This window comes from Lysobacter sp. Soil_N_51, assembly GCF_057655755.1.
Genome location: NZ_JBDGLR010000005.1, coordinates 387,976 through 401,056, shown reverse-complemented (window position 1 = coordinate 401,056; position 13,081 = coordinate 387,976). Strand labels below are relative to the sequence as shown.

At 65.5% G+C, this 13,081-nt stretch carries 5 protein-coding genes; all 5 read right to left on the bottom strand.

All coding sequences use genetic code 11. The annotated features are described in order from the left end of the window. Positions 1 to 109: 109 nt before the first annotated feature. The 5 genes from xpsF to purL all read right to left on the bottom strand — a co-directional run bounded on the left by xpsF (position 110) and on the right by purL (position 12,870). Entirely contained in the window at positions 110 to 1,327 is a 1,218-nt protein-coding gene (gene xpsF / locus AC3A4T_RS11460; protein ID WP_036104727.1) for a type II secretion system protein XpsF, read from the bottom strand. Positions 1,328 to 1,360: 33 nt separating this feature from the next. After that, the gene (locus AC3A4T_RS11455; RefSeq protein WP_487675500.1) at positions 1,361 to 4,072 is read right to left on the bottom strand and encodes an autotransporter outer membrane beta-barrel domain-containing protein; all 2,712 of its coding nucleotides are present in this window, start codon (positions 4,070 to 4,072) and stop codon (positions 1,361 to 1,363) included. 271 nt (positions 4,073 to 4,343) lie between these two features. Further along, positions 4,344 to 6,026, bottom strand: a complete 1,683-nt coding sequence (gene gspE / locus AC3A4T_RS11450) for a type II secretion system ATPase GspE (protein WP_487675599.1) — start codon at positions 6,024 to 6,026, stop codon at positions 4,344 to 4,346. Between the two features lie 420 nt (positions 6,027 to 6,446). Further along, complete coding sequence (locus tag AC3A4T_RS11445; RefSeq protein ID WP_487675499.1) at positions 6,447 to 8,690, bottom strand: hypothetical protein; 2,244 nt, start codon at positions 8,688 to 8,690, stop codon at positions 6,447 to 6,449. Positions 8,691 to 8,847: 157 nt separating this feature from the next. Then, positions 8,848 to 12,870 carry a phosphoribosylformylglycinamidine synthase gene (gene purL / locus AC3A4T_RS11440; RefSeq protein ID WP_487675498.1) on the bottom strand — a complete coding sequence of 1,341 codons (4,023 nt, stop codon included), beginning with the start codon at positions 12,868 to 12,870 and terminating at the stop codon, positions 8,848 to 8,850. Positions 12,871 to 13,081 lie beyond the last annotated feature (211 nt).

Below are 13,081 nucleotides of genomic sequence, written 5' to 3'. Positions count from 1 at the left end.
CGCGTGTTCGCGCCGGTACAGCCTGCGTTCAACGCCGGCACATGAACAGGCGGAGAAGCGTGACACAACACGGTAATCGGCAATGAGGGCGAGGTCGGCGCGCGCATGCTCAACCGATCGAGTTCGTAAGGTCGTACAGCGGCAGCAGCACCGCCATCACCACCGTGCCGACGATGCCGGCCAGCACCACGGTCACGATCGGCACCAGCGCCGCGAGCATGCGGTCCAGGGCCATGCCGGTGTCCTGTTCGAAGGTCTCGGCGGTCTTCATCAGCATCGCGTCGAGCGCGCCGGATTCCTCGCCGACCTGGATCATCTGCAGCGCCAATCGCGGGAACCGCTTGCCCTTGGACAAGGCGGTCGACAGCGATACGCCGTTCTTGACCTCTTCGGCGGCGGCGTCGACGTCGGCGGCCAGCACCCGGTTGTTGAGCACGTTGCGGCCGATGCCGATCGCGGTCATCAGCGGCACGCCGTTGCGCACCAGGGTGCCCAGGGTGCGGGTCAGGCGCGCGGTCTCGATCTTGCCGATCAGCGCGCCGACGAACTTGCGCTTGAGCAGCCAGCCGTCGAGCGCCTCGCGGAACGCCGGATCGCGACGCTTGCGGTCGAACCACAGCACCGCCAGCGCCGGCACCGCGATCAGCACGATCCACCAATTGCGCACGAACAGGCCCAGCCACAGGATCACCTGGGTGAACATCGGCAGCTCGGCGTCGAGGCTTTCGTACATCTGGCCGAACTGCGGGACCACGTAGCCGAGCAGGAACATCAGGCTGGCGCCGACCATGCACAGCAGGATCGCCGGATAGATCAGCGCATTGATGACCCGGCCCTGCATGACCCGGCTGCGCTCGAGATAATCGTCGAGCCGGGACAGGGTTTCGTGCAGATTGCCGCCGGCCTCGCCGGCCCGGACCATGTTGATGTACAGGCGCGAGAAGGTGCCGTGCTGCCGTTCGAGCGCCACCGACAACGAAGTGCCGCCGCGCACCGCGTCGCGGATGTCGGCGACCGTGCTCTTGGCCGCCTCGTCCTCGGGCAGATCGAGCAGGATGGTCAGCGCGCGATCCAGCGGCTGACCCGCGCCGAGCAGGGTCGACAACTGCTGGGTGAACTGCACCAGCCGCGCGCCGGTGAAGGCCTTGGGCTTGAACAGCCCCTTCCACGACGACGAGGCTCCGGCCTCGGAGGCGAGCTTGGCCTCGACCGGCAAATGCCCCTGTTCCTGCAGCCGCTGCACGACCTCGACGTTGCTGGCGGCCTCCATCTGGCCGTCCAGCATTTCGCCGCGCGCGTTCAGGGCTTTGTAGTGGAAAAGGGGCATGCCGGACTCACGTGAAACGCAAGGAGTTAACCATTACCACGCCCAGCGCAGCCCCACACTGCCATTCTGGGATTTGAAGCGGTCCCCGTGTTGGAACTCATAAGCAAATTGAAGTTCCAGATTCTGCCCACGGCGGGCCCTGAGGCCAAGGCCGAGCGCGGAGCGGTCGGCCGGTACAGCCAGGCCCCGGCTTCGGAAACTCAGCTCCGGCGCCCCAACCAGCGCCGCATCCAACTCGGCATGGCGATCCGAAGAGCTCGACAGCCAGCGCGCCTGAACCGCGGGCTCCAAGCGCCAGCTGTCGCCTTCGTAACGATACGACCAGCGGGCGCCCAGTCCGGCGGTGGTGCGCTCGGCTTCCAGGCTCTTGCCCAGCAGATCCAGATCGGCGGCGCCGGTTTCGCGGAATGCGTCTTGCTTGATGCGATCGACTTCGACGCTCAGCAGCGGTTGCAACAAAGAGGCGCCGATCTCGACATTGATACCGGCTTCCAGCGAAGCGCCGTAGCTCTCGCCGTCGTACTCAGAACCGGCCCGCCGCTGGATCGAACCAACCCGTATCGAGCGAGCCAACTCATTGTCCAATTGCGAATAACTCAACGACCCATCGACATAAAAGCGCGCGCCGGAGTAGCCGCCGTACAACGACAGCCCCAGCGTATCGGCCTCGCCATGCTCGCCCCGCGCGAAATCGGCATCCAGATTGTCCGCATGCACGCTGGCACCCAACAGCCAATGCTCATTCAACCAGGTGTCCATGCCAATCGCGATACTGCGCGACTTGTAATCGGCACCATGCACGGCACCGTCGGAATCCAGTTGCCCGGAACCACCAAAAACCTGCACCCAACCGGCTCCGCCGCGATGGCGCTCGTTTTCGCTGCCGCGCCGCTCCAACAGCCGTCTGGACAGTGTTTGCGTGCGTTCCGCGGCGTTGTCCAGCAACACGTTGGCGAAACTCGCATGGATGTTCCCGCTCAGACTCAACAAGGCCGAGCGCGCTCCGCCGACGTCCAGCGTGCTCAATTCGTCGAGTACGGTTTCAGTATCGGAACCCAACTGTTGGCGCACGCTGATCGCATCGACCAGGGCCGCGGACTGACACTGATTGAAGTCCGAGCAAACATCCACGTAACGGGTGCGATTGCGTGCAACGTCCAGATAGACGTGTTGCGCGTCGTAGGACAGCAACAGATCCAGGAACGGCAAATTCTGCGTGAGCTGAGCGAACTGGCCGCTGACACCGCCCGCGGCGTCGACCAGGATATAGCGCGTGCCGCCCGCGTACTGGCCGGGCGCCTTGAGCACATCGACCCGGCCGCCTTGCAAGGTGGCCTTACCGCCAACCCGCAACAGATCGGAAGCGCCGGCGGCGTCGACATCGACCTGCAAGATGCCGCTGGCCTGATGCAGGTAGTCGCCCGTGATGCTCAGGGTTCCCAGACTATTGCCCGGCGCCAGCGTGCCCGCATTAGCGAGGCTACCCACGCGGCCCACCCCGGACAGCGCGGCACCCGAAGCCACGCGCACATCGCCGCCCAAGGCGCCATCCACGACCAGGGTTCCGGCATTGACCGAAACGGCCCCGGCATTGGCGGCGCTATCGCCGGAAATACGCAGAACGCCAGCGCCGACCTTGGTCAGAGCGGTCGCGCCGACCACGCCGGCCAAGTCGAGCTGCGCGCGCTCGCCGATGTCGAAGCTCAACGGCGATGTGGCTGACTGCACGGCGCCGGACAGGGTCCAACGCGAATCGGCGACGGCCTGGATGGTTTCGAAATCGTGGAAAGAGGCCAATGCGAGGCTGTTGCCGCCTTCCAGACGCACGCGATCATTACCCTCGCCGCCGTCGACGCGTCCCTCCAGCACCGATCCGCCCGTCATGGTCAGGCTGTCGTCGCCTGCGCCGAACGAAATCGCATTCGGTGCCTTGATCGTGCCGTTGTTGACGATGGTGTCGTTTCCGCCGCCCAACCCGATCGCATAGCGATCGGACACCCTGGACTCAATAAGACCACCGGCATAATTCGTGATTCTGGAATCGCCGCCGTCGGTCCCCACGGCGGTTTCGCCCACGATGGTTCCGCGGTTGTCGATTTGCAATCCATTTGAGCCATGTACCGCGGTAGCTCGGTCGGACGTAATGGTCGCACCGGCCTCATTGATCAGCTGTCCGGCGTTTTGAAACGAAATCCCTGCGAAGCGAGCCGCTCGGATGTCACCACGGTTTACGACGCGACTGTCATCACCCAGCTCGATCGCGGTGCCTTCGCCGTAAACGGCGCCAGAATTGATGAGCTCGGCGCGCGCACCCAGTTCGATGGCGGTCGATCGGCTCCTGATGGAACCGATGTTGTCCACTCTGGCGTCGGCGCCGAGGAGGCGAATCGCGCCAGGCGAACTGAGGCTGTTATTGACGATGCTTCCGCTATTGTTGACACGCCAGGCGTTACCGGTCGCAGTGATACCCAGTTCCCTTGCATCGGGAATCACACTGATCTCCGAGCCGGCCTGAATGTTCACGACCACCGAATCGACCCCAGCTCCGCCGACTATCCCGGTGGTTTGTGGATTAGGAGCGGTCGAATCGCAGTTCACCGTTTCGCCGCTGACCGGCGAATTATTGCTGCAGGCGGCCCAGGCCGGAACCTGTATGGCGCATGCGATCGCGACCGCTAAAACCCGCAGACCCACAGAGCCGACGCCGCGCGAACGTACCGAAAACCGATGGATTTCAATACCCATAGAGTAAACCTCGAACCTTGCCGCACTCACGGCATAAATAAAGACTGCAAATATTAGCCGATCGTGATCGCATCTCTCGCGACACGAGAGAAAACGACGCCCAGCGTTTTGCAGTGCGAAAGCCGCATGCGGTCAGAGTCGGGCTCGCAAGTTTTCATCGGGCATCAGGCTGGCTGCAGCAACCGGGTGAAGCGAAAGCCTAGGCTTTCGACCGTCTGCTTCAGCGCGCCCGGAAAGCTTCGCCGTTCGATAAAGCACTTGAACCGAGGCTTCAAGCATCCTCAGTCACCCGCAGCACTTCCTCGATCGTGGTCTGGCCGGCCATCGCCTTGATGATGCCGTCCTCGTACATGGTGCGCATGCCGGCGCTCTCGCGCGCGATCTGTTCGATCTCGCCCATGCCGGCGTGACGCATCACCGCGCGGCGCAGGTCGTCGTTCATGACCAGGAATTCCATGATCGTGGTGCGGCCGTGGTAACCGCTCGGCGCCAGCGCCGACGGCTTGGGCCGGTACAGGCAGATCTCGCCCTGCGGCTGGTAGCGGCGCAGGTTGAACTTCTCGATTTCCTCCGGCGACGCCGGGTAGCGCTCGGCGTGGGTCGGTTCGAGCTTGCGGACCAGGCGCTGGGCAAGGATGCCGTTGATGGTCGAGGTCAGCAGATAGTCCTCCACGCCCATGTCGAGCAAGCGGGTGATGCCGCCGGCGGCGTTGTTGGTGTGCAGGGTGCTGAGCACCAGGTGACCGGTCAGCGCCGACTGGATCGCGATCTTGCACGTTTCCAGATCGCGCATTTCGCCAATCATGATGATGTCCGGGTCCTGACGCACGATCGAGCGCAGGGCATGCGAGAAGTCCAGGCCGATCTGCGGCTTGGCCTGGATCTGGTTGATGCCCTCGATCTGGTATTCGACCGGGTCCTCGACCGTGATGATCTTGACGTCGCTGGTGTTGAGCTTGCTCAGCGCGGTGTACAGCGTGGTGGTCTTGCCCGAGCCGGTCGGGCCGGTGACGAGCATGATGCCGTGCGGCTGGTCGAGCACCTTCTGGAACTGCGGCAGGAATTCGTCGGTGAAGCCGAGCTTGTAGAAGTCGAACACCACCGTTTCGCGATCGAGTAGACGCATCACCACCGATTCGCCGTGCGCGGTCGGCACCGTGCTCACGCGCAGGTCGAGTTCCTTGCCCTGCACGCGCAGCATGATCCGGCCGTCCTGCGGCAGGCGGCGCTCGGCGATGTTGAGCTTGGCCATGATCTTGATGCGGCTGATCACTGCGGCGGTGAGGTTAGCCGGCGGGCTTTCGCCCTCGGTCAACACGCCGTCGATGCGGTAGCGCACTTTCAAGCGGTTTTCGAACGGTTCGATGTGGATGTCCGAGGCGCGCAGTTCGACCGCGCGCTGGATCACCAGATTCACCAGCCGGATCACCGGCGCTTCGGACGCCAGATCGCGCAGATGCTCGACATCGTCGAGATCGCCCGCGCCCTCGCCCTCGGCGGTTTCCACGATCGCGCCCATCGCGCTGCGGCCCTGGCCGTGCCAGCGCTCGATCAGGTCGCCGATCTCCGAGCGCAGCGCCACGAACGGGCGCACCTCGCGCTGGGTGGCCAGACGCAGCGCGTCGACCTGATAGGCGTCCTGGGGATCGGCCATCAGCACCTCGACGTGGCTTTCGCCTTCGCCGACCGGGCAGATCGCGAACTGCTTCATGAACTTGAGGGTCAGCGCCACGCCCTCGGGCGGCAGTTCGGGCGCGTCCTTGATGCTGACCAGCGGCAGGTCCAGCGCGGCCGCGACGGTCTCGGCATGATCGCGCTCGGACACCAGACCCAGTCGCGCCAGCAAGGCCAGCAGGCTGCCGCCGGTTTCCTCCTGCAACCGCCGCGCGCGCGACAGATCGGGTTCCTTGAGGCGGCCCTTGGCCACCAGCGCGTCGACGATGCGTGCGTCCACGGCGGCCTGGCCGGAATCAAAAGAACCCGCCGTGCCCGGCGCCGGGCCGGTCGCGGTGCTGGAGTCGCTGGATGTGTCGCCGGAAACCTGAGGTACTGCGTTCACGTCATCCTCCTGCGCGTGAACCCCGGACTTTAGCAGTTTCATTCGGGGTCTCTACCAGACCTCGGCGGATGGACTCGGTTCCCCGCCGAGCGACCGGCGCGCCGAAACTTCAACGGTTTTGCGCGCGGGGCGTCTGGCAAGATCGGATTCCGGTCTGGACCGACGAAGGACTGCAAGAGTCATCACATTTCCTCGCACGACGACGAATGCGCCCGCCGCGATCGCCAAGCCGGAACGTCGCGGTCGTTCATATGCAAACGGGCGCCCTCGCGGACGCCCGTTCACATGAACCCAAGACATTGGCGATGCGAGGCCTTATTCGGCCCCGATCACGATCCGCCGACGATAGATATCGTTGGTCTGACGCTCCGGCACCCATTCGATTTCAGGGTGCTGGTAGTACACGTAATAACGGCCGTTGAGCTTGCTCAGATAAGGATAGGAAATCCAGCAACTGCCGGTGTTGTACGCCTTCATCCAAGGGCTGAGCGCGGATTTTCCCCAGGCCGAGGGATCGGTGAGCGTCGCTTCTTGATTGCGGGCCAAGCCGAGCGCCCAGTCGCCGCCGCATCCGAAGTGATTGGCGCCTTCGTGAGCCAGGTAATAGACGCCGTCCTCGGACAGCACGCTGCCGGCGCCGAAGTTCTTCTCGTCCCACGATCCGGCGGCGCTCTGCGGCAAACGGCCATAGTCGGTGTCGGTGAACACCGCTGCCGGCTGCGGCCAGATCGCGCCGGGATTCCAGGACTTGAGATGACTCAACGACGCCTGATGCCGGCTGGTCAGCTCCGAGAACTCATGCACGTTGACCCATTGCAGATGCAATTCACCGGTATCGGCGTGCGGAATCAAGGTCGGGGTGCTGGCGCTGCCTTCGGCGTGATCGGATTTGACCACCGGTCCGCGCACGGTCCAGCCGCTGAGTCCGTCGGCCGAGTCGGCCAGGAACGACGACACGCGCGTCTGCGGGCCGAATCCCTCGAACACCATCTGATAGCCGTTGCCGGTGCGGACCACCGATGGATCGTAAGCCTGATCGATCAAGCCATAACCGGGGACATTGAACGCCACCGTGCTGTCGATCGCGGGCTGGGTGCGCACTTCGAAGTTCAGCCCGCCATCCGTCGAGGTGCCGGCCATGAGCTTCAGACGCGCGGGATCGGTGCTGACCCGGTCGCGGAAATACGCATAGGTCGTCTGCGCATTCACCGGCACGATCGACACGCGCCCGGCCGTCTCGCTGATGCCCGGCGCGGAAGGATTGCCTTGGGCGAAAAAGCCGATGCGCCGGTAACCGTCGCTCTGGGTATCCACGCTGGTACGTACCAGGCGGATCGAATCGATCGCCAGACCCGGGTCCGACCAGTCGCTCAGCGTCATCGGGCCGCCGTCGGCGACGAAGGAATCCGTCGACGAATACCACTTGTAGGCCGAGCCCGCGACCGCGGTGGACTTGTTGCTGAGCACCGTGTCGCCGGATTTGACGATCATGCCGAAACTGTGCGCCGCGCCGTCGAGCGAACGCGCGCGCACCTCGACGGTATAGCGCTGACCGGCGACCACTTCCGAAGAGGCCGGCACCCACCAGGTATAGATGCCGACCGAGTCGCGCGATACCGCGCGCGCATCGTCGGCGAGTTCATCGTCGAACACCGTGCCGCCAGCCACCGCTTCGGCCTGCTGGGTGCGGATGCCGGCCAGATGCGCATTGCCGTACCACAGGTGATACAGACTCAGGGTCTCGTCCTTCGGCTTGGACTGGATCAGGGCCACCCGATCCACCGCCAGCCCCGGCGAGGAATAGTCCGACAGCCGCAGATTCGAGCCGGTGTATTCGAAGTCCGCGGCGCGTACCCAGCGGTAATTCGAACCGCTGATCTCGGTCGCCTTCACCGCAACCGTTTTGCCGTTGACCACGACGTGCTGGGTGAACGTGGTCGCCGCGCCCAACGCCCGCAACCGCACATACACCGAGTAATAGCCGTGCGGCGGAGAAATCGAATGCATATACCAGGTGTACGGCCCGGCCGTCTGCCTGACGATCGCCTGCCCGGTGCTGGCGCCGGCATCGGCGATCAGGTCTCCGCCCGCGAGCTCGGCGCCGGCGGCGGACACGATCGGCTCGATGATGAGTTTGTCCACTTGCAGGGACGGGCTCGACCAATCCGCCAACAACAACGTCTGGCCACTGGCGAAATCGAAGAAACCCAATCGGTACCAGCGATAGGCGCGATGGTCGACGGTCGCCGATAACGTGTCGATCAACTGCCCATCGATCTTGACGCTCTCGGAGAACGAGCGCGCTTGACCGTCCAGCGAGCGAGCACGCACATAAATCGCGTAACGCCCGTGACTCAGTTCCGTAGCATTGAGCGTCCACCAGGTATAGATGCCCGCATCGGTCCGGGTCACCGCCTGGGCGTTGCTCGCGTCCTCATCGGCGACCACCTGGCCGCCCGAGACGACTTCGGCCTCCTTCGACCACTGGTTTGCCGCCAGGGCCTGCAGGGGCATCAGCAGCGCCAGTACCACCAAGCAGATGCAGTTGAAACGTTTCATCGACGAAGTCCATATCGGAAAGGCGGCCATAGTATGTATCCGCCTGTTCTCAATTCCTGCGTCGACCGGCGGCCGACGCTCGCGCGACCACTCGCGCGACCGACTGATCACGCCCCAAAGGGCGCGATGATTCAGTCCGTCCGATCCCGCGAGCGGATCAACCCACCCACACCCGCGCATTGCGGAACATGCGCAGCCACGGCGAATCGCCGGCCCAGTCCTTCGGCGACCAGCTGAAATTGGCGCTGCGCAGGGTGCGTTCGGGATGCGGCATCAACAAGGTCGCGCGGCCGTCGCGGCTGGTCAGGCCGGCGATGCCGTCGGGTGAACCGTTCGGGTTGAGCGGGTAACGGTCGGCGACGCGGCCTTCGCCGTCGATGTAGCGCAGCGCGATGTCGGCGGCGCTGCGATCGAGGTTGTTGGCGAAGCTGGCGCGGCCTTCGCCGTGGGCGACCGCGACCGGAATGCGCGAGCCGGCCATGCCGCGCAGGAACAGCGATGGCGATTCGACCACTTCCAGCAAGCCCAGGCGCGCTTCGAATTGCTCGCTGCGATTGCGCAGGAACACCGGCCAATGCTCGGCGCCCGGCACGATCGGCTTGAGCTGGGCGAGCATCTGGCAACCGTTGCACACGCCCAGCGAGAAGCTGTCTTCGCGCGCGAAGAACGCGGCAAAGGCATCGCGCAACGCGCTGCGCTCGAGAATGCTGGTGGCCCAACCGCGGCCGGCACCGAGCACGTCGCCGTAGCTGAAGCCGCCACACGCGGCGAAGCCCTTGAAGTCCCCCAGCGCGAAGCGGCCGTTGATCAGGTCGCTCATGTGCACGTCGAAGGCTTCGAAGCCGGCGCGGTCGAACGCGGCGGCCATTTCGATCTGGCCGTTGACGCCCTGCTCGCGCAGGATCGCGACCTTCGGCCGCGCGCCCGTATTGATAAAGGGCGCGGCGATGTCTTCGTTCGGGTCGAAGTTCAACTTCGGCTTCAGACCCGGCGCGGCGAAATCGCGCGCGATCGCGCGCTCCTCGTCGGCGCAGTCGGGGTTGTCGCGCAGCTTCTGCAAGGCATGGCTGGTCGACCACCACGCGTCGAACAATTCGTCCCAGCGCCATTCCATCAGCACCTTGCCGTCGTCCTTGATCCGGATCGACGGCGCCGTGGTCGGCTTGGCGATGCGCTGCGCGCAATCGATCAAGCCATGACGCGCGATCAGGTCGGCGAATTCGGCGCGGTCGTCGTTGTGGATCTGCACGATCGCGCCGAGTTCTTCGTTGAACAAGGTGCGGAACGGGTCTTCGCCCCAACCGTCGAGGCTGATGTCCAGGCCCAGGCGCGAGCAGAACGCCATTTCCGCCAGGGTCGCGAACGCGCCGCCGTCGCTGCGGTCGTGATAGGCCAGCAGCAGGCCGGCTTCGCGCGCATCGCGGATGAGTTCGAAGAAATCGCGCAGACGCTGCGGGCTGTCGAGATCGGGGACGCCGCTTTCATGCCGCGCGCCGTCGACGTGCTGACCGGCGAATGCCGGCAGACCGCCGTCCGCCGCATGCTTGCCGACGGCCTGCGGATGCACCTGCGCCAGCACCGATCCGCCCAAGCGCTGCTTGCCGGCGCCCAGGCCGATCAGCCACAGCTCGGTGTCGCCTTCGCGCGACAACAGCGGGGTGAGCTGCTGACGCACGTCGACCACCGGCGCGAACGCGCTGACGATCAGCGAAACCGGCGATACGGATTTGTGCGAGACCGGCGACGATCCGCCTTCCCCATTCCCGATTCCCGATTCCCGATTCCCAGCCCACTGCGCCTGCATCGACAACGAATCCTTGCCGACCGGAATGCTCAACTCGAGTTCCGGACACAGTTCCAGGCCGACCGCCTTGACCGCGTCGAACAGCAACGCGTCTTCGCCCGGATGCGAAGCCGCCGCCATCCAGTTGGCCGACAGCTTGATCCGGTTGAGCGATTCGACCGGCGCGGCGCACAGGTTGGTGATCGCTTCGCCGACCGCCATGCGCGCCGCGGCGGCCGCGTCGAGCAGCGCCAGCGGGGTGCGTTCGCCGACCGCCATCGCTTCGCCGACGAAGCCGTCGAAGTCGCTCAAGGTGATCGCGCAATCGGCAATCGGCAGCTGCCACGGGCCGATCATCTGATCGCGCGCGACCAGGCCGCCGACGGTGCGGTCTCCGATGGTGATGAGGAAGTTCTTCGCCGCGACGGTCGGATGCGCGAGCACGCGCAGGCCGGCTTCGCGCAGATCGAGCCCGTCCCAGTCCAGCGCCGGCCACGGCGCGGACGCGGGATGGCGGGTGTCGCGGTGCATCTTCGGCGGCTTGCCGAACAGGACGTCCATGGGGAAATCGATGGGATGAAGCGGGGATTCGGGATTGGAGATTCGGGATTCGCCATCGCCATACACCGACTCCACCGTCGCGCCGTAACCGACAACAAGACGCTCTTCCGCGGTCGCATACCCGACCACCGCGAACGGGCAACGCTCGCGCTCGCAGATCGCGGCGAAATCGGCCACGCGATCGGCCGGCAGGCCCAGCACGTAGCGTTCCTGCGATTCGTTGCACCACAGCTGCATCGGCGACAAGGAGGGATCGTCGCTGGGCACTTTCGCCAGATCGATCACGCCGCCGAGGCCGGAGTCGTGCAGCAGTTCGGGAATCGCGTTGGACAGACCGCCGGCACCGACATCGTGAGCGCTGTCGATCGGATTGTTTTCGCCGAGCGCGACGCAGCGGTCGATCACTTCCTGGCAGCGGCGTTCCATTTCCGGGTTGTCGCGCTGCACGCTGGCGAAATCCAGGTCCTCGGCGCTGTCGCCGGAGGCGACCGAGCTGGCCGCGCCGCCGCCCAGGCCGATCAGCATCGCCGGGCCGCCGAGCACGATCACCGCGTGGCCGGGCTTCAGGCCCAGCTTGGCCACCTGCACGCGATCGATCGCGCCCAGGCCGCCGGCGAGCATGATCGGCTTGTCGTAGGCGCGGGTCAGCGTGCCGTTGGCGGTTTCGCCTTCGGACAATTCGAAGCTGCGGAAATAACCGACCAGGTTCGGCCGGCCGAATTCGTTGTTGAACGCGGCCGCGCCGATCGGGCCGTCGAGCATGATTTCCAGGGCCGGCGCCATGCGCGGGTTGAGCGAACGTTCGCTTTCCCATGGCTGCGGCAGGGTCGGAATGCGCAAGTGCGAGACGCTGAAACCGCACAGACCGGCCTTGGGCCGTCCGCCGCGTCCGGTCGCGCCTTCGTCGCGGATTTCGCCGCCGTTGCCGGTGCTGGCGCCGGGGAACGGCGCGATCGCGGTCGGGTGGTTATGGGTTTCGACCTTGATGCAGAACGCCGACGGGATCTGCGCCTCGGCCGTGTAGGCATGGCTGCCCGGCTGCGGCCGGAACCGCCGCGCCGGATAACCTTCGACCACCGCGGCGTTGTCGCTGTACGCCGACAAGGTGTTTTCCGGGGTCTGCGCGTGGGTGTGCTTGATCATCTTGAACAGCGAGTACTGCTGTTCGCGACCGTCGAGCGTCCACGAGGCATTGAAGATCTTGTGCCGGCAATGCTCGGAATTGGCCTGCGCGAACATCATCAGTTCGACGTCGGACGGCATCCGCCCCAGCGCGGTGTAGCGTTCGCGCAGGTAGCCGATTTCGTCGTCGGCCAGGGCCAGGCCCAGGCGCGAATTCGCCGATTCCAGGTCGTCCAGGGCGATGCGTTCGAGTTCGCCGCGCGCCGGCACCGAGAACAGCGCCGCCGCGTCGTCGCTGGTGTCGAGCAGCGACTGGGTCATCGGGTCGTGCAGGACCTTGGCCAGCGCGCCCTGGGTGGCGGCGTCGCTCGGCCAGCCGCTCAGGTCGTAGCGGGTGCCGCGTTCGACCCGCTTGACCGGCTGGCCGGCGCCGCGCAGCAGCTCGGTGGCCTTGCTGGCCCAGGGCGAGAGCGTGCCCAGGCGCGGGGTGACGTAGCGCGAAACGGCGTCGCTTTCGCGCGCCGCTTCGCTGGCCTCGGCCTGCAGGATGCGGCGCAGGGTCGCGTCGTCGGGCGAGGCGCCGGCTTCGGGTTCGACCCAGTACACGGGCCAGGCGTCTAACAGGCGGACGCTGGAATTAAGGGCGGACAGGCGAGCTTGGAGACGCTCGCGGCGGAACGAAGACAGGGCCGAGGGGCCCTCGAGGACGATCATGTCCGGGGAACCGTGCAACGCAGGGCCCGGTATTGTAACCAAAACCGGGGCCGGGCTTCGGGCCACGAGCCCGGCCGACACGACGATGAGATCGCGGACCGCTGGACGGGTCGACCCGTCGGGCGCCCTGCCCGGCGCCGGCCGCCGCCGGGCCTCAATGCCCGAGTCCGACCGCGTCGTGTCGTCGGTGTGCATCCGGGACTTGCGCCGG